This window comes from Shigella sp. FC1567 (assembly GCF_001743015.1).
GTDB classification, from domain to species: Bacteria; Pseudomonadota; Gammaproteobacteria; order Enterobacterales; family Enterobacteriaceae; genus Escherichia; species Escherichia coli.
In genome coordinates this window covers 1-24031 of the sequence record NZ_MIIV01000488.1, presented here as the reverse complement: position 1 = coordinate 24031, position 24031 = coordinate 1, and the positions used below count along the sequence as shown (strand labels likewise).

Genomic DNA, 24031 nt, shown 5'->3' with positions numbered 1-24031 from the left:
TTTCTGGTGCGTACCGGGCTGAGAGGCGGTGTAAGTGAACTGTAGTTGCCATGTTTTACGGCAATGAGAGCAGAGATAGCGCTGATGTCCGGCAGTGCTTTTGCCGTTACGCACCACGCCTTCAGTAGCGGAGCAGGAAGGACATCTGATGGAAATGGAAGCCACGCAAGCACCTTAAAATCACCATCATACACTAAATCAGTAAGTTGGCAGCATTACCCAACATGACTTACATGAAATTAACGGCGGCTAAACGCATTGTTTTTTTATATATTTATTTGTAATCCAGTTTTGGAAAAACGCCAGTTTTCAAACGAAAGTCAGTTAAAAAATCTGCCTGGATATAACGAAGGTAGAGCGGGGAAATAAACGGCCCATCCATGAGGAATAGGCCGTGAAAGGAGATTACGCGACCGGGCGCGCAATAATGCTGCGGGTTTCCATGCGGACTTCGGCAATGGTGACGTCAATAACGTCAGTTACTTTGTAAACCGTTTCACCTTTAATTTGTACAGTGCCGTTTTCCTGGCTGCAAACCAGTTCATCGCGCATAGCGTGTAAGAAAGGTGCCGGAATAAAGGCGATAGCGCCGTTATCAACCAAACGCACACGCATGCCGCCACGGCTGATATCGACAATTTCCGCTGCGAAACGGGTGTCGGTCCCGGCTTTGTCTTTCAGGAAGCGTGCGTATAACCAGTCACCAACATCACGTTCTGCCATCCGGTTGAGACGGCGACGCTCGGCCATTTGGACAGTGATTTCATCCTGTGGGCGCGTCGCAGTTTCGCCTTTGATAACCGCTTTCAGCAGACGGTGGTTGATCATGTCGCCATATTTACGGATCGGCGAAGTCCAGGTGGCGTATGCTTCCAGACCGAGGCCAAAGTGAGGACCGGGTTCAGTGCTAATTTCAGCAAATGACTGGAAGCGACGAATGCGGCTGTCGAGGAAACCAGTTGGTTGCGCGTCCAGTTCACGACGCAGTTTGCAGAAACCGTCCAGCGTGAGCACTTCTTCGGCATCGACATGCAGACCGTGCGTTTTCAGCAACGCTGCCAGCGCGTCGGCATTCGCCGGATCAAAGCCCATATGCACGTTATAGATGCCAAAACCGAGCTTATCGCGCAGTACGCGGGCCGCACAAATGTTAGCGGCAATCATCGCTTCTTCGACGATACGGTTGGCAATGCGACGAGGCTCGGCGACGATATCCAGCACTTCACCTTTTTCACCGAGAATAAAGCGGTAATCCGGGCGATCTTTAAACACCAGTGCGTGGTTATGACGCCACTCGCCGCGGCGTTGGCAAATTTGCGCTAGCAAACGGACTTGTTCGGCAATTGCTTCACTTTCAGGCTGCCAGTCACCGGTATTTTCCAGCCAGTCAGAAACCTGGTCATACACCAGCTTTGCTTTGGATTCGATGGTGGCGGCAAAGAATTCGATATTATCTTCAATGGCGCCATCAGCGGAGAGCGTCATGCGGCATGCCAGTACCGGGCGGACTTCATTGGCGCGCAGTGAGCAGAGATCGTCAGAAAGCTCGCGAGGCAGCATAGGGATGTTGAAGCCAGGCAGATAGTTGGTGAATGCGCGAATTTTCGCGGCTTTGTCCAGCTTGCTGCCTTCAGCAATCCACGCGGTTGGATCGGCAATCGCCACAATCAGCTGAAGTTTGTCATCCGGCAACGCCTTAGCGAAAAGGGCGTCATCCATATCTTCTGTGCTGGCACTGTCGATGGTGACAAAATCCAGCGCGGTCAGATCTTCACGAACCAGACCTTCATCGAGCATTTCGGTAGCGACGCCGTCTGGTGCTTCTTTTTCCAGATTATGGCGCGCAAGTGTAACCCACCACGGTACAAAGTGGTCGTCACCAAAAGTGATGTATTGTGTCAATTCAGCATAGAAAGAACGATCGCCTTTCAGCGGATGACGGCGCATTTCGGCAACCGCCCAGTCGCCTTCTTTAAACTCGTGGTTCAGGCCACGGGCTGCGCGGCAAGGAATGGCGTCTTTTAAGAGTGGATGATCAGGAACGATGGCCAGACGGTCATTTTTGCCCTGAACTTTACCCACGAAACGAGTCAGGAACGGTTCAACCAGTTCTTCTGGCTCTGCGGATTCACGTTCTTTTTCACTGTGGATCACCGCGATAATTCGGTCGCCATGCATGACTTTTTTCATCTGCGGCGGCGGAATGAAATAACTTTTTTGCGCGTCGACTTCCAGGAAGCCAAAGCCTTTTTCTGTGGCTTTTACCACCCCTTCAGCGCGTGGCGTCTGGGAATGCAGTTGCTGTTTAAGCTGCGCTAGCAGCGGGTTGTCCTGAAACATAATTGTCTATTTTGGTGGCCATTAGAGCGGCTGACAGTTTTACGCGAATCTGTCTGACGCGGCAAGGTTAATATGTCTCACCCAACGCGATTTTTAAGCGATTTATCCAGCCACACAGCCCGCTCCATACCAGCAGATTAATAATCTGCGTTGATGATTGTTCGTGTTCGAGTAAAGGGCTGAACTGGGCGGTGCTAAAGCGATCGGGTGCTCGGGTCAGCCATTGTATCGCCTGAACGGTAGCGTGCTCAACAGAATGACGGTCAGCCCATTGGTTAATTTCATTTTCGCCCTTGCGCAGAAGGGGGCTGATTTTTTTATATTCATTTGATGAATCCATACAGGCGGCAAAACAAGCAGGACTGCCATTTATCCGCGCGCATAACAACGCCGCAAGCTTATTATCCGGCTGTGTATTAACCCGTGTACTGTTTAACAACCTTTCGAGAAGGGAAAGTGAAATAGGGTGGAGAGAGTGTGTTTCGGCCAGTTGGCAAAGTTCTGCTGTTGAACTTTTTGTGTACTCTTCAGGTAGTTTTTCCACCTCATAGCTGCTTCGCCAGCGTATTGATTCATCAGCAAACAGTGACGCGTCGGCGTAGTTTTGTATTTCCAGACCGGGTAACCAGCGTACCGGGTGCCCGAGATAAGCCTGAAATGTCGCAATGGTCCGCGCCTGAAAGCCAATAAAACCAATGATTTGGTTAATGATTACACAGTCCCTGGCAGTAAGACCGACGTCATTCAGATGCTGGCGCGATCGGTTGTCGATAATAGAAGGCGAGCTAGCCAGTTGGCGGGCATATTGCGTGATTTGTGCCAACCTATGATTGCTTTCCCTAGAGGAATCAGGCCCGGGGAGCGGCGTAAGTCGCGCCGAATAGTAGTTACATAACCGCTGGACGCCGCAAACCTGAGCAACCGTCAGGGCCGTAGACAAGCGTTCATAAGCGGTGAAGGTCTGTGAACGGGTCACGGTAAGCTGGTCAGGGAACAATTCCACTGCAAGAACGCGCGCAGGGACCAGCCATGAAAGGAAGGGAGCTAGCGTTTCTTCATCAAGGATCACGTCGAGCAGAAAGGGATCGCTGACCTTTGCGGCTTCCGGGACCAGAGGCAGAACGTCATACTCCGCAGTACTGGATTGCGTTTCATGATACCAGTGGCTTTTGCCGGTGATGTGGCGTTGTTCCATGGGCGCTCCTTGGTCGTAAAGGAAATCGTTATCCTGACGCAAGGCGGGAAGGGGAGAAAGACGGATCGGCGATAACAAATATCAGAAAGGTATAACAGAGATAACGGGCGGCAGAACGCCGCCCAATATTTACCAACAGAATGATTATTTCAATTCGAGTTCGTTCATTGCAGCGATGCTGAAACCGCCGTCAACGTGGACCACTTCACCGGAGATACCGGCAGAGAGATCGGAGCACAGGAATGCCGCGGAGTTACCCACATCTTCAATAGTAACGGTACGGCGAATCGGGGTAACGGCTTCGCAATGAGCCAGCATTTTGCGGAAGTCTTTGATACCGGAAGCCGCCAGAGTACGGATCGGACCAGCAGAGATGGCGTTAACACGCACACCTTCCGGACCCATCGCGTTCGCCATATAGCGCACGTTCGCTTCCAGAGACGCTTTTGCCAGACCCATAACGTTGTAGTTCGGGATAGCGCGCTCAGCGCCAAGGTAGGAAAGGGTCAGCAGGGCAGAACCCGGATTCAGCATGGAGCGGCAAGCTTTTGCCATTGCAACGAAGCTGTAGGAGCTGATGTCGTGGGCAATTTTGAAGCCTTCACGGGTAACGGCGTTAACATAGTCACCATCCAGCTGATCGCCAGGTGCAAAACCAATAGAGTGTACGAAACCGTCAAATTTCGGCCAAACTTTCCCCAGTTCAGCGAACATGGTGTCGATGCTGGCATCTTCTGCAACATCGCACTGCAGAACGATGTCAGAACCCAATTGAGCGGCAAATTCTTCTACGCGGCCTTTCAGTTTGTCGTTCTGGTAGGTGAATGCCAGTTCAGCTCCTTCGCGGTGCATCGCCTGAGCGATACCGTAGGCGATGGATAGTTTGCTGGCAACACCGGTTACCAGAATGCGCTTACCGGAAAGAAAACCCATAGCTTTAATCCTTATTGTTGATGCTTGTTGTGCCTGAAAATCAGGCGATTCGTCGTTTTAGTAAACAGTACGAACAGATAAATGGTTATTATAATCAACCTGGCTGTGAGTAGCTATAGTTGCTAGGTCCGACCGGAGCAGGCTGCGGCAGGGTGGGCGCTTTTCCCCTTACACTAACCCTCTCCCCAGAGGGGCGAGGGGACCATATTGTGCAAATATTGTTACCCCAGCAACAAACAGGCTCATACAGCCCCTAACCCTTTTATGGCGATGGCTGGGATGGTTCAGACCTTGCCGAATATTCTCCAGCACAGTCTCCATGTTTTCACCACAACAGCTATTCGGCTCGGTCGGCCCCCTCGCCCTTTCAGGGTGAGGGTGATCGGCGGTTCAGTTCCTGCAGAATAATCTCCAGCACCGCCTCCTCATTACAATCAATCTCGTTATTCCAGAAACGCAGCACGGTCCAGCCCTGCGACTCAAGCCAGCTAGTGCGCCTGGTATCATAGGCAACTGCCAAATCATGCTGCCCACCATCCAGCTCAACGACTACGCGCGCCGAGCAGCAAGCAAAATCGAGAATGTAGCTCCCCACCGGATGTTGACGGCGAAATTTGAAATCACCAAAACGTCGGCTGCGAAGATATCGCCAGAGCTTTCGTTCCTGCAAAGTGAGATTGCGTCTTAAATCACGCGCATTTGATTTTATTTTATCCATCACCTCATTCTGACAAGATTTAATCTCTTGTCAGAATGAGGTGGATAATCTGGAAGGAGGATTCAGAAAATTAGCGATCTTTACGCCACGCATCCGCTGTCAATGCTTCGCCAAAGTGCCCGGCAATCAGCCGTTTGGTGAGTTCATGCAGCGGCGATGCCAGCACATCCGCGGTGCTGCCTCGCTCGACAACCTCGCCCTGATGCATCACCAGCACCTGGTCGCTAATGTGCTTCATCATTCCGATATGCTGGGTAACATAAATATACGAAATGCCCTGTTTTTCCTGTAACTCCAGCATCAGATTAATCAACTGCGAACGCATCGACATATCCAGTGAAGCGAGTGCTTCATCGGCAATAATGACTTTTGGGCGCAATATCAGCGCGCGCGCCAGACCCAGACGCTGTTTTTGTCCGGGTGCCAACATATGCGGATAGTAACTGACGTGATCCGGTAGCAGCCCAACCATACGCATCGTTTCAATAATCTGTTTGCGACGCTGTTCCGGTTCCAGGTCGGTGTTCAGGCGCAGTGGAAAATCCAGAATTTGCGAGATACGTTGACGGGGATTCAACGAGGTCGAAGGATCCTGAAAAATCATGCGAATACGCTGACTGCGGAAGGAATAATCGCCAAAATGCAGTGGATGATCGTCAATCAATAACTCGCCGCTGGTAGGCTCTATCATTCCCGCCAGCATTTTTGCCAGCGTGGATTTACCCGAACCATTCTCGCCAATAATCGCCAGTGTCTGGCCTTCACGTAGCGTAAAGCTCAAGGGTTTTACCGCTTCTACGGTCTGACGGCGAAACCAGCCGGTCCGGTAGCGGAACGTTTTACTTAAATTACGCACTTCAAGCAGCGTTTCGATCATCTCACTCTTTCTCCATGTTCAGCGGGAAATGACAGGCATAGAGATGATTTTTCGCCCCCGTCAAACGTGGCGTCACAATGCATTCTCGTTGTGCATACGGGCAACGTGGCCCCAGACGACAACCAATCGGTAACTGTTCCAGCAGTGGGATAGCGCCGGGCAGCGTATTGAGGCGACTTTTATGCGGCATCGCGCTGCCGAAGTCTGGTATCGCGCGGATCAGCGCCTGGGTATAAGGATGATGTGGCATCGTCACCAACTCCTTACTCGGCGCGGTTTCCACTGTTTGACCGCAGTAAAGCACGTTAATTTTATCCGCCCATTGGCTAAGCATTTGTAAGTCATGGCTGATAAGCAAAATAGTGGTATTGCTGTTTTGGTTGAGACGCGTCAGCAGGCGAAAGATTTGCGCCTGGGTTGTTGGCTCCATTGAGTTGGTCGGTTCGTCAGCAATCAGCAGACGCGGTTGATTCGCCAGTGCAATGGCTATCATCACTTTCTGACATTCACCTTCGGTCAACTCATAGGGAAAACTGCGCATCGCATCTTTGTGATCTTTAATCCCCACGCGGTGCAGCAGTTCAATGGCACGGCGTTTGCGCCAGCCAAAACGCTGCCACCAACGGCCTTTATAGGTCCAGGCTGGGATGTTTTGCATCAACTGGCGACCCACACGTTCTGAAGGGTCAAGACACGACTGCGGTTCCTGGAAAATCATCGACACGTTATGGCCAACCAGTTTGCGCCGTTCGCGTGCGGAGAGACGCAGCAAATCGATATCATCAAAACGCATACGGTCAGCAATAACACGCCAGTTATCTTTATTCACCCCACAAATCGCTTTCGCAATCAAACTCTTGCCGGAACCGGATTCACCAACAAGACCGCGGATTTCACCTTCGGTTAAGGTCATACTTACCCGGTCGACGGCTTTAACCCACTCATCACCGGTTTTAAATTCAATGGTCAGGTTACGAATATCGAGTAATGGCATTATTCCACCCCCGCAATAATCGCACGACGAACGCCATCGCCAAGGAGGTTAACCAACAACACGCTAATCATAATTGCCGCACCTGGCAGCATGACAGTCCACGGGGCGACATAAATCAGTTCCAGCGCATCACCGAGCATCGCTCCCCATTCAGGCGAGGGGAGTTGTGCGCCGAGATCGAGAAAGCCCAGCGCGGCGATATCGAGAATTGCCATCGACAGTGCGCGGGTGATCTCGGTGACCAGCCCGGCGGTGATGTTTGGCATCACAGCAAACCAGAGAATATTCAGCGTTGATGCGCCATCCAGACGGGCGGCGATAACGTACTCTTTTTCCAGTTCGTCATGCACCATGCTGTAAATCGAACGTACCATACGCGGCAGCAATGCCAGCCAGACAGCAAACATAGCGTGGGACAAACTCGGTCCGGCAAACGCTACAACGATAATTGCCAACAGCAGCGAAGGGATCGCCAGTAAGGTATCCAGAATATGGTTAAGCACCGCTGAGCGGAGGCCGTGTGTCGCCCCGGCGAAGGTGCCCAGTACTAGGCCACAGATCGTCGCGGCAAGCGTCACCACAAATGCGCCACCCACGGTTGGCGCAGCTCCGCTCAGTAAACGGCTTAAAACATCGCGTCCGAGGTCGTCAGTCCCCAGGAAGAAAGAAACTTCGCCATAGCGCGACCATGATGGCGGCAATAATTGATAACCGAGAAATTGCTGGTCGATGCCGTAAGGCGCAAACCAGCCGCCAAAAATACACAGTACAGCCAGCCCCGCGCAGCCGTACAGGCCGACCATCGCAGAGGCGTCACTATAAAATTTGCGCCAGGCGGTACGCAGCGTGCCCGGCGGGCGCTTTTCGCTGTATACGCTATCGTAAGGCATACCATTCCTTATGTTTCAGAGGGTTAGCCATGGCACCCAAAATATCAGAAATCACGTTAACAATAATGACCAGTGAGCCACACACCATCACTCCGGCGGAAATGGCTGCGTAATCCTGCTGGCGGATGGCGTTAATTAACCAGCGCCCTAAACCCGGCCAGCTAAAAACCATTTCGGTGATCATCGCCAGCGTCAGCATGGTGGAAAACTGTAAGCCCAGGCGAGGAATAACCGGCGGTAACGCGTTATGCAGAACGTGGCGACGCAAAATAGTAAAGCGCGACAAACCGCGGGTCGCCGCCGCTTTTACATAGTTCTGGTCATACACTTCGATAGTGCTGATACGCATCAGGCGGATCACTTCAGTTGTTGGCGCAACCGACAGGGTGATCACGGGCAATATCATATGGCGGATTGCGCTCATGATCATTTCATCCCGCCATGGTGAGTCCGAAAGCCAGGCATCAATCAACGCAAAACCGGTAATCGGTTTCACTTCGTAGAGCAGATCGAAACGCCCTGAAACGGGCAACCAACCTAGCGTGAGTGAACAAAACAGCGTCAACAGAAGCGCCAGCCAGAACACCGGGATTGAAAAGCCCAGTAAGGCGATGGCGTTGATCAAGTTATCCTGCCACTTATGGCGCGTAATCCCGGCAATCATCCCCACGGGGATGCCAACAATCAGCGCAAAACCGAAGGCGAGGATGCACAGTTCCATCGTCGCCGGGAAGACCTCTTTTAACTGTTCGGCAATCGGTTGACCGTTAATGCTGGAAACACCAAAATCCCAGTGGATCAGGCCGTTAAACCAGAACACCCAGGCATTCCACAGTGACGCGCCTTGTAACGGCGCATGAGGGGTGAAATAGCTCAAGCTGAAGCCAACGAAGGTCAGCAGGAACAAGGTGACAATCAATAACAAAATGCGGCGTAAGGTGAAGATAATCATGGTTTTTTCACCTCATCCTGTTTCTCGCGATACACCCCAGCAAAGGAGGCGTTACCAAACGGGCTAAGTACCAGACCTTTGATATCGTACCGATAGGCCTGCAAACGCAATGACGACGCCAGCGGCAAAATGGGCAATTCCTGCGCCAGAATACTCTGCGCTTCGTCATAGGCTTCAATACGCGCCGCCAGCTGCTGCGAGGAGAGCGCCTTACGCAACACGCTGTCGAATTTCGGATCGCACCAGTGGGCGAGGTTGGTCTGTGAATGAATTGCCGCGCAGCTCAGTAAAGGACGGAAGAAACTGTCCGGGTCGTTACTGTCCGTCGCCCAACCGGATAACGTCAGATCATGGCTCATATCCATCAACCGCGCCTCCTGAAAGCGACCTTCTACCGGCACAATCACCACTTTTACGCCAACCTGCGCCATATCCGCCTGAATCAGTTCGGCAGTTTTCAGTGGACTGGGGTTCCACGCCTGCGAACGTGTGGGCACCCACAGTTTCAGCGTTAAGTTTTCCAGCCCCAACGCCTTCAACTGTTCGCGCGATTTCGCCGGATTGTATTCAGTAATTTTAGCCTCGTTGTCATAGGCCCACGAGGCGCGCGGTAAAATAGAGGCCGCCGTTTCAGCCGTACCATAATAGATGGATTGCATCAGGCGCTGGTTATTAATCGCCAGTGCCAGTGCATGGCGGACAGCGGGATTATTTAGCGGCGGTTTGGCGGTGTTAAATGCCAGATAGGCGACGTTCATCCCAGGACGCAGCGTTAAACGCAAGCGCGGGTCGTCACGCAAAATGGATAGCTGGCTGGCAGCAGGCCAGGCCAGAACGTCGCATTCCCCGGTCAGGAGTTTCGACAGACGTCCGGTGCCGCCGGAGCCTAAATCCACCACTACCTGCGGCATTAACGGTTTACCGCGCCAGAAGTCATCATGACGTTGTAGGCGAATAAATTGCCCGGCGCGGTATTCCGACAACTGATACGGACCGGTGCCGACCGGTTGACGGTCGAGTTGCTCCTGGCGATCTTCTTTCTCTAACTTCCGGGCATATTCTGCCGACATGACCGAAGCATAATGGGTTGCGAGGTGCCACAAAAAAGAAGCATCCGGCTGGGCGAGTCGGAACTCAACGGTATGATTATCCAGTTTGCGGACGCTTTTCACGTTATCGGCAAATTGCAGGCTGTCGAAGTAGGGGAAGTTGCTGCCGTTGACGTTATGCCACGGGTTGTTGCGGTCAAAAATTCGCTGGAAGGTAAACACCACATCGTCGGCATTCATTTTACGAGTGGGAGTAAACCAGTCGGTTTTTTGAAACGGAACATCGCGACGCAGGTGGAAGCGATAGGTCGCGCCGTTGTCGAGTACTTCCCAGCTTTCGGCAAGTTCCGGCATCAGGCGATAGGTATAGGGATCGACATCCAGCAGTCGATCATAAAACTGGGCGGCAAGGGTATCGACAATTAACCCACTGCTCGCTTTGGATGGGTTAAAGGTGTTGACTTGCCCGCTGACGCAATAGACAAAACCGCTGTCGCGGATATCAGCATGCGGGGGGGATTCAGGCGCGGCGATTGCCTGACCACTCACAAGTCCAGCAATCACCAAAAGAGACGATAATACCTGGCGCATAATATTAAGGGATTTTATGTAAAGAGGCTATCTTACTAATATTTAATGACATTTGCCATTACCGTTTGTGTTCAGGGGTCGTAATGAGGGCCGTGTGGTTGGTCGTTGAACAGGTGGCGTCGCCATCTGTTCAACATTCGTACCCGTGCTTCCTCTATAACTATAACTCACAGAACAACTTAGCGAGGAGCAGAGCGGTACGATCGTGAGAAACCCATTAAAGCACGCTGCAGTGCGTGTCATTGTTAGCCGGATGCGGCGTGAACGCTTTATCCGGACAACGATACTGACCGATCGTCTGCAATTAAATAATTACTCATTACCCCATTGATTCAAAAACTCTGCGATCTCATCAATGCGTACGGGATTAATCCCGCTTCAGCAGCCATTTCATGTTGGGCTTCTTCGCTGATCTCTTCATTGTTCATCAAACGGGTGAGCAGTAACTGGAAGTAGTGGGCCAGCGGTGTGCGTTCAGCGTCTGCGACAGGCTCTGCGCATTCGGTCGCGTACTCATCGGCAATATCAAAATATTTTAGCGGGATATCGTGGTTCATTATTTGCCCCTGGGGTTAATGCGCTAAGCATAAGGGCGGATGATAGCACTCGTGATCCGGGTCATACATCTTTTTATAGTTAATGGCGCGGTGCATTACCCTCCGGCAGGATAATGCGCCGCGCATCCGACTATTACGTTTCACTCACCGGCGTTCTGTCACCATCATACAACGGCACTTTGCGATAGCGGCGGATCAGATACCATAAATATGCGCCGCCTAACGAAGCCCATACCAGACCGAGTGTCAGTGACGTTGACTCGAGGTTAACCCACAGCACACCCACCGTCAGCGCGCCAACCAGCGGCATCAGCAAATAGTGGAAGTGATCCTTCCAGCTTTTATTCATTCCTTTACGCCGCCAGAAATGATTAAACACCGACAGATTCACGAAGGTAAACGCCACCAGAGCACCGAAGTTAATTAACGCTGTGGCGGTAACTAAATCGAAGAACAGCGCCGACAACGCGACAATCCCGACCATAATGACGTTGAGTGCCGGAGTCCGCCATTTTGGGTGCACATAGCCAAACACGCGCTCCGGAAACACATTGTCACGCCCCATCACATACAGCAGACGCGACACGCTGGCATGTGAAGCCAGGCCAGAGGCTAACGTGTTCACAAACGTGGTGCAGAGGAAAATCGACTGGAAGAGCTTGCCGCCGACGTACAGCGCAATTTCAGGCAGTGCGGCATCCGGATCTTTAAAGCGGCTGATATCGGGAAAGAACAGCTGCATAAAGAACGACGCCGCGATAAAGATAACGCCACCGTAGACCGCCGTCAGGAAGATGGCTTTCGGGATCACGCGTGCGGCGTCCGGCGTCTCTTCCGAAAGCGTGGTCACCGCATCGAAACCGAGGAAGGAGAAACAGACAATCGTCGCCCCGGTAATAATCGGGATCAGGTGCGCGTTCTCGCTGATAAACGGCTGAAGTGACCAGACGGTGCCAACGCCTTCTCCTTTATGCAGTCCCTGAACTACCAGGAAGATAAACACCACCATGATGGAGATTTGCACCAGTACAAACAGGGTATTGAAGTTAGCGACCAGGTTGATGCTCTTCAGATTCGCGGCGGTTAAAATGGCGACGAAGGTTACTACCCACACCCACGGCGGCACTTCCGGGAAGAGGGCGGAGAGATAGATTTTCGCCAACAAGACGTTGATCATCGGCAAAAAGAGATAATCCAGCAGCGATGACCAGCCGACCATAAATCCGACGTGCGGGTTAATCGACTTTTGCGCGTAGGTATAGGCCGAACCGGCCTCCGGAAACTGGCGAACCAGTTTGCCGTAGCTGATAGCGGTAAACAGCACGCCCGCCAGCGCCAGCAAATAGGACGCCGGAACGTGACCGTCGCTAATGCCGGAGACAATACCAAAAGTATCAAATACGGTCATCGGCGTGAGATAGGCCAGACCCATCATCACCACCTGCCACAATTTCAGTGATTTTCGCAGACGGGTTTTGCCGGGTTGCGCAGCAATATTCAGTGGTGAATTAATAGCCATAATTGCTGCCTCCCCCTGCGTAATAAGGTTTGCGGTCGTGTCGACCTGAAATCAAACCTGTTTAGCAAGGGAAGCAAAGGGGACGGAGTCCAGTCAGTAGCAGGAGGGGCGCATACGCAGCCTCCCTCGCCATGCGGGGATTTAATCATCGGCATCATCTCATTTCCTCGTCACAGTCTTAATCGTTAACGGAAGCCCGTTGCCGCCTGCGCTCCATAACGCGACATCCGGGAAATGTCTGGATTACCAGCAAATGTCAGGCCTGGCTCCGCTCAGGTCGATGAAACAACCCCGCAAGGGGTACTATGCGTTTTTCAACATCCACTCAATTTCTGTTTCTGTGATGAGGCGCTCAAACTGCAACAGCTCATCATTTTTACAGGCGTGATACACATGGCAAAACCGTTCGCCTAAATAGCGGCGCAGGTGATCATTCTCGATAAACTCACCCAGGGCATCGCTCTGGCGAATCGGGAAGGGTAAGCCTTCCTGTTCCAGCCCGTTGCCTTCGACTTCTTCCTGCAACGGCAGCTCGTTATCAAGGCCATGCAAAATACCGGCAAAAATCGCTGCCATCACCAGATATGGGTTGGCATCGGCACCCGCCACGCGATATTCCACGCGGTGATTATGACGGTCGCCGCACGGAATACGCAGGGCGACGGTGCGGTTGTTATGGCCCCACGACGCCTGCGTCGGCACATACATTCCCGGCTGGAAGCGGCGATACGAGTTCACGTTTGGTGCCAGCAACGCCATCGACGACGGCATCAGGTCAATCATCCCGGCGAGCATCTTTTTCAGCAGCGGCGAATCTTCGCCTTCTGTGTCAGAAAGCACATTCTCGCCACGATTATTTTGCATACTGATATGGATATGCATCCCGCTGCCCGCGTGCTCTTCATACGGCTTCGCCATAAAAGTGGAGTGCATCTTATGCTTTTCTGCCATCAGACGCACCAGGAGTTTTAGCGCCAGCGCATCATCGCAGGCTTCCAGCACGTTATCGGTATGGTAAAGGTTGATTTCAAACTGACCCGGCGAGGCTTCGGCGACCGCACCGTCGGCGGGAATTAACTGTAACTGCGCCAGTTCATCAATATCATTGAGCACGTCGGCGAAGTGGTTGAGGTTATCAACGGAGTAAACCTGGCTTTGTGTATTGCGGTTATCGGTGCCGGGCGCGCAGGGCGGTTGCAGATACCCTTCAGCGTCGCGCTGACGATCCAGTAAATAGAACTCCAGCTCTACCGCTACAACCGGGAACAATCCGCGCTGGCGTAGCTGCTGCCACAGGCGGTTAAGAACGTTCCGCGGCTCAACGTCAAAGGGAGCGCCATCTTCATCGACCATGGTCAGGAGCATCTGACCGATAAACTCTGGATCGGCGGCAGAAGGGGTTAAGGAACCGAGAACAGGAACACAAGTACGATCCGGCTCGCCCATTTCCTGACCCAGACCCGCTTCTTCTACTACGTTGCCCAGAATATCCATTGCAAACACCGAGGCCGGGAAATAACACCCTTTCTCCAACTTCTTCAGGCTTGAAACAGGGATACGTTTTCCACGGAAGCAACCATTCAAATCAGTAAGTAAAACATCAACATATTGCGTATTCGGGTAGCGCTCCAGGTAGCGTTTCACTTCCTGCGTAAAGGCGCTACCCCGCCTCTCTTCTGGCTGCTGAACAAAGTTCTCTACTTCAACGATATTGGTTTCCATGATTCTTCGCCTTTGGTTTGTTTTCCGCTCGTTATCAAAGCGTAAAATATAATGACCACCATTCGAATCTGTATGCAAACTAAATGTTTGCCAAATGTTAAATTTAGTTTGCAAAAATGAAAACCCACTGCTAGATTGAAAAAATATTGAACATAAAGGTCATTTAAAGCGCAGTAATGGCGATAATTTAGTCCACTTTGTGAGATTGAGCATGAAAAATATAATGAACAATCCGGTTATCGGTGTCGTAATGTGCAGGAACAGGCTTAAGGGTCATGCGACCCAGACTCTGCAAGAAAAGTACCTGAATGCCATCATCCACGCAGGCGGCTTGCCAATTGCGCTACCACATGCGCTGGCGGAACCGTCGTTACTTGAACAACTTTTGCCGAAACTCGATGGCATTTATCTTCCTGGTAGTCCCAGCAATGTGCAGCCGCACCTATATGGTGAAAACGGCGATGAGCCTGACGCCGATCCCGGGCGTGATCTTCTGAGCATGGCGATAATTAATGCCGCACTCGAAAGGCGCATCCCCATTTTCGCCATCTGCCGGGGTTTACAAGAACTGGTGGTGGCAACCGGTGGTTCGTTGCATCGCAAGCTGTGCGAACAGCCTGAATTGCTGGAACATCGGGAAGATCCGAACTGCCGGTGGAACAGCAATATGCACCGTCGCATGAAGTTCAGGTTGAAGAGGGGGGATTACTGTCTGCGTTGTTACCTGAATGTAGCAACTTTTGGGTAAACTCTCTACATGGACAAGGGGCGAAGGTCGTTAGCCCACGGTTGCGTGTTGAAGCTCGCTCGCCGGATGGCTTAGTTGAGGCGGTTAGCGTCATCAATCATCCTTTTGCGCTGGGCGTACAGTGGCACCCGGAATGGAACAGTAGCGAGTACGCTCTTTCGCGTATATTGTTCGAGGGCTTTATCACCGCTTGTCAGCACCATATCGCTGAAAAACAGCGACTCTGACCACTACAGTTTAAGGAAATGCAAATATGAGTGATGAGGGACTGGCGCCAGGAAAACGCTTGTCGGAAATCCGCCAGCAGCAGGGGCTTTCACAACGTCGTGCCGCCGAACTCTCCGGGCTGACTCACAGTGCTATCAGTACGATAGAACAAGATAAAGTCAGCCCTGCCATCAGTACGCTGCAAAAGCTGCTGAAGGTGTATGGTCTGTCACTCTCGGAATTCTTTTCCGAGCCGGAAAAACCTGATGAGCCGCAGGTCGTCATTAATCAGGACGACTTAATTGAGATGGGCAGTCAGGGTGTGTCAATGAAGCTGGTTCATAACGGTAACCCGAATCGCACGCTGGCGATGATCTTTGAAACGTACCAGCCGGGCACAACCACTGGGGAAAGAATTAAGCATCAGGGTGAGGAAATAGGCACAGTACTGGAAGGTGAAATTGTTCTGACGATTAATGGTCAGGATTACCACCTCGTCGCGGGTCAAAGTTATGCCATTAATACCGGCATCCCGCACAGTTTCAGTAATACGTCGGCAGGTATTTGCCGAATTATCAGCGCCCATACGCCCACCACGTTTTAATCTTTTTGTTCTGTAAGCCGGGTAAGCGCAATGCGCCCGGCAATCTATACACAAAATCATTCAAGTTGCATCAAGGCGGCAAGTGAGCGAATCCCGATGAGCTTACTCAGGTAAGTGATTCGGGGGAGCGAACGCAGCCAAGGCAGAGGCGGCTTGAAGGATGAAGTGTATATAAAGAATGTCGCCAGAAATAAACGGGCATACGGCCCGGGGATCTCTGCGCCCTGACGTTCACAAACTGCATATATCTGATAGACGTAAAACAGGAGTCATAATGAATTTTCATCATCTGGCTTACTGGCAGGATAAAGCGTTAAGTCTCGCCATTGAAAACCGCTTATTTATTAACGGTGAATATACTGCTGCGGCGGAAAATGAAACCTTTGAAACCGTTGATCCAGTCACCCAGGCACCGCTGGCGAAAATTGCCCGCGGCAAGAGCGTCGATATCGACCGTGCGGTGAGCGCAGCACGCGGCGTATTTGAACGCGGCGACTGGTCACTCTCTTCTCCGGCTAAACGTAAAGCGGTACTGAATAAACTCGCCGATTTAATGGAAGCCCACGCCGAAGAGCTGGCACTGCTGGAAACTCTCGACACCGGCAAACCGATTCGTCACAGTCTGCGTGATGATATTCCCGGCGCGGCGCGCGCCATTCGCTGGTACGCCGAAGCGATCGACAAAGTGTATGGCGAAGTGGCGACCACCAGTAGCCATGAGCTGGCGATGATCGTGCGTGAACCGGTCGGCGTGATTGCCGCCATCGTGCCGTGGAACTTCCCGCTGTTGCTGACTTGCTGGAAACTCGGCCCGGCGCTGGCGGCGGGAAACAGCGTGATTCTAAAACCGTCTGAAAAATCACCGCTCAGTGCGATTCGTCTCGTGGGGCTGGCGAAAGAAGCAGGCTTGCCGGATGGTGTGTTGAACGTGGTGACGGGTTTTGGTCATGAAGCGGGGCAGGCGCTGTCGCGTCATAACGATATCGACGCCATTGCCTTTACCGGTTCAACCCGTACCGGGAAACAGCTGCTGAAAGATGCGGGCGACAGCAACATGAAACGCGTCTGGCTGGAAGCGGGCGGCAAAAGCGCCAACATCGTTTTCTCCGATTGTTCGGATCTGCAAAAAGCGGCGAGCTCCACCGCAGCAGGCATCTTCTACAACCAGGGTCAGGTGTGCATCGCCGGAACACGCCTGTTGCTGGAAGAGAGCATCGCCGATGAATTCTTAGCCCTGTTAAAACAGCAGGCGCAAAACTGGCAGCCGGGCCATCCGCTTGACCCCGCAACCACCATGGGCACTTTAATCGACTGCGCCCACGCCGACTCGGTCCATAGCTTTATTCGTGAGGGCGAAGGCAAAGGGCAACTGCTGCTGGATGGCCGTAACGCCGGGCTGGCTGCCGCCATCGGCCCGACCATCTTTGTGGATGTAGACCCGAATGCGTCCTTAAGCCGCGAAGAGATTTTCGGTCCGGTGCTGGTGGTCACGCGTTTCACATCAGAAGAACAGGCGCTACAGCTTGCCAACGACAGCCAGTACGGCCTTGGCGCGGCGGTATGGATGCGCGACCTCTCCCGCGCGCACCGTATGAGCCGCCGCCTGAAAGCCGGTTCCGTCTTCGTCAATAACTACAACGACGGCGATATGACCGTGCCGTTTGGCGGCTATAAGCAGAGCGGCAACGGTCGCGACAAATCCCTGCATGCCCTTGAAAAATTCACCGAACTGAAAACCATCTGGATAAGCCTGGAGGCCTGAAATGACCGAACATACCAGCAGTTATTACGCATAAATACGTGCCATTCGACACCCTGAATGAGTCAATCACCTGCGACGTTTGCGTGGTTGGCGGCGGCTATACCGGGCTCTCCTCCGCGCTGCATCTGGCGGAAGCGGGCTTTGACGTAGTGGTTCTCGAAGCCTCACGCATCGGCTTTGGCGCAAGCGGGCGCAATGGCGGGCAGCTTGTGAACTCCTACAACCGCGACATCGACGTGATCGAAAAAAGCTACGGCATGGACACCGCCCCTATGCTCGGCAGCATGATGTTCGAAGGTGGTGAGATCATCCGCGAACGTATCAAACGTTATCAGATTGACTGCGACTACCGCCCCGGCAGCCTGTTTGTGGCGATGAATGATAAACAGCTCGCCACACTTGAAGAGCAGAAAGAGAACTGGGAACGCTACGGCAATAAACAGCTGGAATTGCTGGACGCCAACGCCATTCGCCGTGAAGTAGCCAGCGATCGCTATACCGGTGCGCTGCTGGATCACAGCGGTGGGCATATTCACCCACTAAACCTCGCCATTGGCGAAGCGGACGCCATCCGCCTCAACGGCGGGCGCGTGTATGAACTTTCTGCCGTGACGCAGATCCAGCACACCACGCCAGCCGTTGTGCGCACTGCCAAAGGTCAGGTGACGGCGAAGTATGTGATTGTCGCCGGGAATGCGTATCTGGGCGATAAAGTAGAGCCGGAACTGGCGAAACGCAGCATGCCGTGCGGCACGCAGGTGATCACCACCGAACGGCTGTCGGAAGATTTAGCCCGTTCGCTGATCCCGAAAAACTACTGTGTGGAAGACTGTAATTATCTGCTTGATTACTACCGTCTTACCGCCGACAACCGTTTGCTGTACGGCGGCGGCGTGGTCTACGGCGCGCGCGACCCGGATGACGTTGAGCGTCTTGTTGTGCCGAAACTGCTGAAAACCTTCCCGCAGCTGAAGGGCGTCAAAATCGACTATCGCTGGACGGGCAACTTCCTGCTGACCCTTTCACGGATGCCGCAGTTCGGTCGCCTCGATACCAACATCTATTACATGCAGGGCTACAGCGGCCACGGCGTCACCTGTACCCACCTCGCCGGGCGTTTGATTGCTGAACTGCTGCGCGGTGACGCCGAGCGTTTCGATGCCTTCGCCAATCTGCCGCATTACCCGTTCCCCGGCGGGCGCACGCTGCGCGTGCCATTTACCGCGATGGGCGCGGCTTATTACAGCCTGCGCGATCGTCTGGGCGTTTAATTTCCGATTAACAGTGAAGAGTCAAAAGGTGTGAAACATGAGCAACAATGAATTCCATCAGCGTCGTCTTTCTGCTACCCCACGCGGGGTTGGCGTGATGTGTAACTTCTTCGCCCAGTCGGCAGAAAACGCTACGCTGAAGGACGTAGAGGGCAACGAATACATCGATTTCGCCGCAGGCATTGCGGTGCTGAATACCGGGCATCGCCACCCTGATCTGGTCGCGGCGGTGGAGCAGCAATTGCAACAGTTTACCCACACGGCGTATCAGATTGTGCCGTACGAAAGCTACGTCACGCTGGCGGAGAAAATTAACGCCCTTGCCCCAGTGAGCGGGCAGGCTAAAACCGCATTCTTCACTACCGGCGCGGAAGCGGTGGAAAACGCGGTGAAAATTGCTCGCGCCCATACCGGACGACCTGGCGTGATTGCGTTTAGCGGCGGCTTCCACGGTCGTACATATATGACCATGGCGCTGACCGGAAAAGTTGCGCCGTACAAAATCGGCTTCGGCCCGTTCCCTGGTTCGGTGTATCACGTACCTTATCCGTCAGATTTACACGGCATTTCAACACAGGACTCCCTCGACGCCATCGAACGCTTGTTTAAATCGGACATTGAAGCGAAGCAGGTGGCGGCCATTATTTTCGAACCGGTGCAGGGCGAGGGCGGTTTCAACGTTGCGCCAAAAGAGCTGGTTGCCGCCATTCGCCGCCTGTGCGACGAGCACGGTATTGTGATGATTGCCGATGAAGTGCAAAGCGGCTTTGCGCGTACCGGTAAACTGTTTGCCATGGATCATTACGCCGATAAGCCGGACTTAATGACGATGGCGAAAAGCCTCGCGGGCGGGATGCCGCTTTCGGGCGTGGTCGGTAACGCGAATATTATGGACGCGCCCGCGCCGGGCGGGTTGGGTGGCACCTACGCCGGGAACCCGCTGGCGGTGGCTGCCGCGCACGCGGTGCTCAATATTATCGACAAAGAATCACTCTGCGAACGCGCGAATCAACTGGGCCAGCGTCTCAAAAACACGTTGATTGATGCCAAAGAAAGCGTTCCGGCCATTGCTGCGGTACGCGGCCTGGGGTCGATGATTGCGGCAGAGTTTAACGATCCGCAAACGGGCGAGCCGTCAGCGGCGATTGCACAGAAAATCCAGCAACGCGCGCTGGCGCAGGGGCTGCTCCTGCTGACCTGTGGCGCATACGGCAACGTGATTCGCTTCCTGTATCCGCTGACCATTCCGGATGCGCAATTCGATGCGGCAATGAAAATTTGCAGGATGCGCTGAGCGATTAATAGCCCAACGCAATAATGTCTGATGCGCTGCGCTTATCAGGCCTGCAAACGACTTATTGATTATGTATGCCGAATAAAGCATTCACGCCGCATCCGGCAAGTTGTATTGCTCAACTTCGCTAAATCTGGTGCTTTTTCAACAACGCGCGGAACTGATGATAAGTTAACCCCAGTAATTCAGCCGCGCGCTTCTGGTTATATTTCCCTTGTTGCAAACTGAGTTGCAGCAACTCTTTTTCCTGCTGCATCTGAAACTCACGTAAATCCAGCGGCAGTGTTGGAAGCGAGGTGGTTTCTGAAACGGCGATAGCGTCTTCAGGCGGACGCCGTTTAAAGGGATCAATAATGATGTCATCAAGCGGATAATCGCTGGTGCCGTGGCGATACACTGAACGTTCCACCACGTTTTTCAATTCACGAATATTTCCCGGCCAACGATAATTCAGCAATGTTTCTCTGGCGCGCTCCGTAAACCCCGGGAACAGAGGCAGCTTGATTTCCCGACACATCTGGATGGCAAAGTGTTCTGCCATCAACATTATGTCGCTTTCGCGCTCGCGCAGTGGTGGCAGTTGTACAACATCAAAAGCCAGTCGGTCGAGCAGGTCAGCGCGAAAAGTGCCTTCATTGACCGTCGCCGGGAGATCGGCATTCGTCGCGCATACCAACCGCACATTCACCTGCAATGGCTGGCTGCCGCCAACGCGCTCCAGTTCACCGTACTCAATCACGCGCAATAATTTCTCCTGCACCATCATCGGTGCCGTAGCGAGTTCATCAAGAAATAGCGTACCGCCGTCGGCACGTTCAAATCTCCCTGGATGACGTTTTTGCGCACCGGTAAACGCCCCCGCTTCGTGACCAAACAGTTCGGAATCCAGCAGATTTTCATTTAACGCCGCGCAGTTAAGGGAAATAAACGGCCCTTGCCAACGGGAGGAGAGATAATGCAGGCGGCTGGCAATCAGCTCTTTACCGGTGCCGCGTTCGCCGATGATGAGCACCGGTTTGTCCAGCGGTGCGAGATGCGAAACCTGTTCCAGCACTTCGAGAAAGCTGTTCGCCTCACCAAGTAAATTATCTTTGTATTCTGCCATGATGAAATTCGCCACTTGTTAGTGTAATTCGCTAATTCATCCTGGCATGTTGCTGATGATTCTTCAATCAGATCTTTATAAATCAAAAAGATAAAAAATTGGCACGCAAATTGTATTAACAGTTCAGCAGGACAATCCTGAACGCAGAAATCAAGAGGACAACATTATGGGTATTTTTTCTCGCTTTGCCGACATCGTGAATGCCAACATCAACGCTCTGTTAGAGAAAGCGGAAGATCCACAGAAACTGGTGCGTCTGATGATCCAGGAGATGGAAGATACACTGGTTGAAGTACGTTCTACTTCGGCGCGTGCGTTGGCAGAAAAGAAACAGCTGACTCGCCGTATTGAACAAGCGTCGGCGCGTGAAGTTGAATGGCAGGAAAAAGCCGAACTGGCGCTGCTGAAAGAGAGAGAGGATTTGGCACGTGCGGCGTTAATTGAAAAACAGAAACTGACCGATCTGATTAAGAGTCTGGAACATGAAGTGACGCTGGTGGACGATACGCTGGCACGCATGAAGAAAGAGAGCGGTGAGCTGGAAAACAAATTGAGCGAAACACGCGCTCGCCAGCAGGCATTGATGTTACGCCATCAGGCGGCAAACTCGTCGCGCGATGTGCGTCGTCAGCTGGACAGTGGCAAACTGGATGAAGCAATGGCTCGTTTCGAATCTTTCGAACGTCGTATTGACCAGATGGAAGCGGAAGCAGAAAGCCACAGCTTCGGTAAACAAAAATCGCTGGACGATCAGTTTGCCGAACTGAAAGCCGATGATGCAATCAGCGAACAACTGGCACAATTAAAAGCCAAAATGAAGCAAGACAATCAATAATAACATCTAGGCGGCGTCCGAACGCGCCGCCGCTCATCGTCTAAGGAGTACTTATGAGCGCGCTATTTCTGGCTATTCCGTTAACCATTTTTGTGCTGTTTGTTTTACCGATCTGGTTATGGCTGCATTACAGCAATCGTTCTGGTCGCAGTGAATTGTCGCAAAGTGAGCAGCAGCGATTAGCGCAACTGGCTGATGAAGCAAAACGGATGCGCGAACGTATTCAGGCGCTGGAATCTATTCTTGATGCAGAACATCCGAACTGGAGGGATCGCTAATGGCGGGCATTAATCTCAATAAAAAATTATGGCGTATTCCACAGCAGGGCATGGTCCGCGGCGTCTGCGCCGGGATTGCCAACTATTTTGATGTACCGGTAAAACTGGTGCGTATCCTGGTGGTGCTGTCGATTTTCTTCGGTCTGGCGCTGTTTACCCTGGTTGCTTACATCATTTTGTCATTTGCGCTTGATCCAATGCCGGACAACATGGCCTTTGGTGAGCAGCTACCCTCCAGCAGCGAATTGCTGGATGAAGTCGACCGTGAACTGGCGGCAAGTGAAACGCGTTTACGCGAGATGGAACGTTATGTCACTTCCGATACTTTCACGTTACGTAGCCGTTTCCGTCAACTGTGAGGAAAGTTATGAATACTCGCTGGCAACAGGCCGGGCAAAAGGTAAAGCCTGGTTTCAAATTAGCAGGCAAGCTGGTACTTCTTACCGCACTGCGCTATGGCCCGGCGGGTGTAGCGGGCTGGGCGATAAAATCAGTTGCTCGCCGACCGCTGAAAATGTTGCTGGCTGTGGCGCTGGAACCGCTGTTAAGTCGGGCTGCTAATAAACTGGCACAGCGTTATAAAAGGTGAGGGGAGTTTCGCAAAAATTGTTAAATCTCAGGCGTATAATGGATGGCAATTTTCATCCATAGAAGGACGCTTACATGTTTAAAAAAGGCTTACTTGCTCTGGCACTGGTGTTTTCACTGCCCGTTTTCGCCGCTGAACACTGGATCGATGTTCGTGTTCCAGAGCAGTATCAGCAAGAGCACGTTCAGGGGGCCATCAATATTCCCCTGAAGGAAGTGAAAGAGCGCATTGCCACCGCCGTTCCGGATAAAAACGACACCGTGAAAGTGTATTGCAATGCCGGACGCCAGTCAGGGCAAGCAAAAGAGATCCTTAGCGAGATGGGATATACCCACGTTGAGAACGCCGGTGGCTTGAAAGACATCGCAATGCCGAAGGTCAAAGGTTAAAAGAATTCACCATGAGCGCGCTTATGCGCCGTTTTTTTTCTGTCACACCTTATTTACATCCCCATAGATTATTTGCGTCAGCTCACAAATACGCTTTTTCCCTGGTAAAAAATGATTTCCTGCGTGACTAAAACCCTTGTGCTCAATTGACAGTTTATTTTCTGCGGAGTAGTCTCTCGTTTCATGGGATCGCTACCACTGAAAGGCAACATGAAACAGAAAATTACTGATTACCTGGACGAAATCTACGGTGGAACATTTACCGCAACTCATTTACAGAAACTTGTAACGCGTCTTGAGGGTAATGCTGCCAACTTACTGATTTAGTGTATGATGGTGATTTTAAGGTGCTTGCGTGGCTTCCATTTCCATCAGATGTCCTTCCTGCTCCGCTACTGAAGGCGTGGTGCGTAACGGCAAAAGCACTGCCGGACATCAGCGCTATCTCTGCTCTCATTGCCGTAAAACATGGCAACTACAGTTCACTTACACCGCCTCTCAGCCCGGTACGCACCAGAAAATCATTGATATGGCCATGAATGGCGTCGGATGTCGCGCCAGTGCACGCATTATGGGCGTTGGCCTCAACACGGTTTTACGTCACTTAAAAAA

23 protein-coding genes and 5 pseudogenes are annotated in these 24031 nt (G+C 52.4%); 13 read left to right on the top strand and 15 right to left on the bottom strand.

Annotated features, from left to right (window positions below; genetic code table 11):
- Positions 1-165 (bottom strand): IS1 family transposase (locus tag BHE85_RS20505; protein WP_047664789.1); only part of this gene is annotated, 165 nt, incomplete at its 3' end.
- Between the two features lie 59 nt (positions 166-224).
- Between BHE85_RS20505 and BHE85_RS20500 the strand changes: the two are divergent.
- Positions 225-328: pseudogene (locus tag BHE85_RS20500) on the top strand (hypothetical protein).
- 77 nt (positions 329-405) lie between these two features.
- Here the strand turns inward: BHE85_RS20500 and rnb are convergent.
- The 13 genes and pseudogenes from rnb to puuA all read right to left on the bottom strand — a co-directional run bounded on the left by rnb (position 406) and on the right by puuA (position 14337).
- Positions 406-2340, bottom strand: a complete 1935-nt coding sequence (gene rnb, locus BHE85_RS20495; RefSeq protein ID WP_000484972.1) for an exoribonuclease II — start codon at positions 2338-2340, stop codon at positions 406-408.
- 67 nt (positions 2341-2407) lie between these two features.
- Complete coding sequence (locus BHE85_RS20490) at positions 2408-3535, bottom strand: carboxymuconolactone decarboxylase family protein (protein WP_039064162.1); 1128 nt, start codon at positions 3533-3535, stop codon at positions 2408-2410.
- A gap of 144 nt (positions 3536-3679) precedes the next feature.
- Positions 3680-4468 carry an enoyl-ACP reductase FabI gene (fabI, locus tag BHE85_RS20485; protein ID WP_000506490.1) on the bottom strand — a complete coding sequence of 263 codons (789 nt, stop codon included), beginning with the start codon at positions 4466-4468 and terminating at the stop codon, positions 3680-3682.
- Between the two features lie 367 nt (positions 4469-4835).
- Positions 4836-5189 carry a DUF559 domain-containing protein gene (locus tag BHE85_RS20480; protein WP_000968844.1) on the bottom strand — a complete coding sequence of 118 codons (354 nt, stop codon included), beginning with the start codon at positions 5187-5189 and terminating at the stop codon, positions 4836-4838.
- 67 nt (positions 5190-5256) lie between these two features.
- Positions 5257-6063, bottom strand: coding sequence for a peptide ABC transporter ATP-binding protein SapF (gene sapF / locus BHE85_RS20475; protein WP_000573407.1), 807 nt, complete (start codon positions 6061-6063; stop codon positions 5257-5259).
- A gap of 1 nt (position 6064) precedes the next feature.
- A complete protein-coding gene (gene sapD / locus BHE85_RS20470) occupies positions 6065-7057 on the bottom strand; it encodes a peptide ABC transporter ATP-binding protein SapD (RefSeq protein WP_001128853.1) in 993 nt (330 codons plus the stop codon).
- Entirely contained in the window at positions 7057-7947 is an 891-nt protein-coding gene (sapC, locus tag BHE85_RS20465; protein WP_001146163.1) for a peptide ABC transporter permease SapC, read from the bottom strand. Before sapC ends, sapD begins: the two co-directional genes overlap by 1 nt.
- Entirely contained in the window at positions 7934-8899 is a 966-nt protein-coding gene (sapB, locus tag BHE85_RS20460) for a putrescine export ABC transporter permease SapB (protein ID WP_000583277.1), read from the bottom strand. The genes sapC and sapB overlap by 14 nt, the downstream gene beginning before the upstream one ends.
- Positions 8896-10539: an ABC transporter substrate-binding protein SapA gene (gene sapA, locus BHE85_RS20455; protein ID WP_001250213.1), complete on the bottom strand. Its 1644-nt coding sequence runs from the start codon at positions 10537-10539 to the stop codon at positions 8896-8898. The genes sapB and sapA overlap by 4 nt, the downstream gene beginning before the upstream one ends.
- A gap of 332 nt (positions 10540-10871) precedes the next feature.
- Positions 10872-11096, bottom strand: coding sequence for a DUF2543 family protein (locus tag BHE85_RS20450; RefSeq protein WP_242412333.1), 225 nt, complete (start codon positions 11094-11096; stop codon positions 10872-10874).
- 133 nt (positions 11097-11229) lie between these two features.
- Positions 11230-12615 carry a putrescine/proton symporter PuuP gene (gene puuP, locus BHE85_RS20445; protein ID WP_000996853.1) on the bottom strand — a complete coding sequence of 462 codons (1386 nt, stop codon included), beginning with the start codon at positions 12613-12615 and terminating at the stop codon, positions 11230-11232.
- Positions 12605-12770, bottom strand: a pseudogene (locus BHE85_RS20440) (YmjE family protein). The gene puuP and the pseudogene BHE85_RS20440 overlap by 11 nt, the downstream one beginning before the upstream one ends.
- Positions 12771-12918: 148 nt before the next feature.
- On the bottom strand, positions 12919-14337 hold the full coding sequence (gene puuA / locus BHE85_RS20435) for a glutamate-putrescine ligase (RefSeq protein ID WP_004984356.1): 1419 nt from the start codon (positions 14335-14337) through the stop codon (positions 12919-12921).
- 211 nt (positions 14338-14548) lie between these two features.
- On the opposite strand from puuA, the pseudogene puuD reads away from it, so the two are divergent.
- The 5 genes and pseudogenes from puuD (at position 14549) to puuE (ending at position 20231) form a co-directional block, all read left to right on the top strand.
- Positions 14549-15312, top strand: a pseudogene (puuD, locus tag BHE85_RS20430) (gamma-glutamyl-gamma-aminobutyrate hydrolase).
- A gap of 26 nt (positions 15313-15338) precedes the next feature.
- On the top strand, positions 15339-15896 hold the full coding sequence (gene puuR, locus BHE85_RS20425; protein ID WP_001278727.1) for an HTH-type transcriptional regulator PuuR: 558 nt from the start codon (positions 15339-15341) through the stop codon (positions 15894-15896).
- A gap of 274 nt (positions 15897-16170) precedes the next feature.
- Positions 16171-17658, top strand: a complete 1488-nt coding sequence (puuC, locus tag BHE85_RS20420) for an aldehyde dehydrogenase PuuC (protein ID WP_001009115.1) — start codon at positions 16171-16173, stop codon at positions 17656-17658.
- Between the two features lies 1 nt (position 17659).
- A pseudogene (puuB, locus tag BHE85_RS20415) lies at positions 17660-18929 on the top strand (gamma-glutamylputrescine oxidase).
- Positions 18930-18966: 37 nt separating this feature from the next.
- A pseudogene (puuE, locus tag BHE85_RS20410) lies at positions 18967-20231 on the top strand (4-aminobutyrate transaminase).
- A 119-nt stretch (positions 20232-20350) separates the two neighbouring features.
- Here puuE and pspF read toward each other — a convergent pair.
- Positions 20351-21328: a phage shock protein operon transcriptional activator gene (gene pspF, locus BHE85_RS20405; RefSeq protein WP_000852838.1), complete on the bottom strand. Its 978-nt coding sequence runs from the start codon at positions 21326-21328 to the stop codon at positions 20351-20353.
- A gap of 166 nt (positions 21329-21494) precedes the next feature.
- On the opposite strand from pspF, the gene pspA reads away from it, so the two are divergent.
- The 7 genes from pspA to BHE85_RS20370 all read left to right on the top strand — a co-directional run.
- On the top strand, positions 21495-22163 hold the full coding sequence (gene pspA, locus BHE85_RS20400; RefSeq protein WP_000511031.1) for a phage shock protein PspA: 669 nt from the start codon (positions 21495-21497) through the stop codon (positions 22161-22163).
- Positions 22164-22216: 53 nt separating this feature from the next.
- Positions 22217-22441, top strand: a complete 225-nt coding sequence (gene pspB / locus BHE85_RS20395; RefSeq protein ID WP_001274963.1) for an envelope stress response membrane protein PspB — start codon at positions 22217-22219, stop codon at positions 22439-22441.
- Positions 22441-22800, top strand: coding sequence for an envelope stress response membrane protein PspC (pspC, locus tag BHE85_RS20390; RefSeq protein ID WP_000907387.1), 360 nt, complete (start codon positions 22441-22443; stop codon positions 22798-22800). The genes pspB and pspC overlap by 1 nt, the downstream gene beginning before the upstream one ends.
- Positions 22801-22808: 8 nt before the next feature.
- A complete protein-coding gene (pspD, locus tag BHE85_RS20385) occupies positions 22809-23030 on the top strand; it encodes a phage shock protein PspD (RefSeq protein WP_001295585.1) in 222 nt (73 codons plus the stop codon).
- Positions 23031-23104: 74 nt separating this feature from the next.
- Complete coding sequence (gene pspE / locus BHE85_RS20380; RefSeq protein ID WP_000473109.1) at positions 23105-23419, top strand: thiosulfate sulfurtransferase PspE; 315 nt, start codon at positions 23105-23107, stop codon at positions 23417-23419.
- 210 nt (positions 23420-23629) lie between these two features.
- Complete coding sequence (locus tag BHE85_RS20375; RefSeq protein WP_000810469.1) at positions 23630-23746, top strand: hypothetical protein; 117 nt, start codon at positions 23630-23632, stop codon at positions 23744-23746.
- A 28-nt stretch (positions 23747-23774) separates the two neighbouring features.
- On the top strand, positions 23775-24031 hold a 257-nt coding region (locus tag BHE85_RS20370; RefSeq protein WP_024259250.1), incomplete at its 3' end, for an IS1-like element transposase.

Coding starts and splice junctions, on each gene's coding strand:
- BHE85_RS20450 (WP_242412333.1), bottom strand. CDS start 11,096: ATGAACCACGATATCCCGCTAAAATATTTTGATATTGCCGATGAGTAC.
- BHE85_RS20375 (WP_000810469.1), top strand. CDS start 23,630: ATGAAACAGAAAATTACTGATTACCTGGACGAAATCTACGGTGGAACA.
- sapA (WP_001250213.1), bottom strand. CDS start 10,539: ATGCGCCAGGTATTATCGTCTCTTTTGGTGATTGCTGGACTTGTGAGT.
- pspA (WP_000511031.1), top strand. CDS start 21,495: ATGGGTATTTTTTCTCGCTTTGCCGACATCGTGAATGCCAACATCAAC.
- pspC (WP_000907387.1), top strand. CDS start 22,441: ATGGCGGGCATTAATCTCAATAAAAAATTATGGCGTATTCCACAGCAG.
- puuR (WP_001278727.1), top strand. CDS start 15,339: ATGAGTGATGAGGGACTGGCGCCAGGAAAACGCTTGTCGGAAATCCGC.
- pspF (WP_000852838.1), bottom strand. CDS start 21,328: ATGGCAGAATACAAAGATAATTTACTTGGTGAGGCGAACAGCTTTCTC.
- puuA (WP_004984356.1), bottom strand. CDS start 14,337: ATGGAAACCAATATCGTTGAAGTAGAGAACTTTGTTCAGCAGCCAGAA.
- pspB (WP_001274963.1), top strand. CDS start 22,217: ATGAGCGCGCTATTTCTGGCTATTCCGTTAACCATTTTTGTGCTGTTT.
- pspD (WP_001295585.1), top strand. CDS start 22,809: ATGAATACTCGCTGGCAACAGGCCGGGCAAAAGGTAAAGCCTGGTTTC.
- fabI (WP_000506490.1), bottom strand. CDS start 4,468: ATGGGTTTTCTTTCCGGTAAGCGCATTCTGGTAACCGGTGTTGCCAGC.
- puuP (WP_000996853.1), bottom strand. CDS start 12,615: ATGGCTATTAATTCACCACTGAATATTGCTGCGCAACCCGGCAAAACC.
- BHE85_RS20490 (WP_039064162.1), bottom strand. CDS start 3,535: ATGGAACAACGCCACATCACCGGCAAAAGCCACTGGTATCATGAAACG.
- sapC (WP_001146163.1), bottom strand. CDS start 7,947: ATGCCTTACGATAGCGTATACAGCGAAAAGCGCCCGCCGGGCACGCTG.
- sapB (WP_000583277.1), bottom strand. CDS start 8,899: ATGATTATCTTCACCTTACGCCGCATTTTGTTATTGATTGTCACCTTG.
- rnb (WP_000484972.1), bottom strand. CDS start 2,340: ATGTTTCAGGACAACCCGCTGCTAGCGCAGCTTAAACAGCAACTGCAT.
- puuC (WP_001009115.1), top strand. CDS start 16,171: ATGAATTTTCATCATCTGGCTTACTGGCAGGATAAAGCGTTAAGTCTC.
- sapF (WP_000573407.1), bottom strand. CDS start 6,063: ATGATCGAAACGCTGCTTGAAGTGCGTAATTTAAGTAAAACGTTCCGC.
- pspE (WP_000473109.1), top strand. CDS start 23,105: ATGTTTAAAAAAGGCTTACTTGCTCTGGCACTGGTGTTTTCACTGCCC.
- sapD (WP_001128853.1), bottom strand. CDS start 7,057: ATGCCATTACTCGATATTCGTAACCTGACCATTGAATTTAAAACCGGT.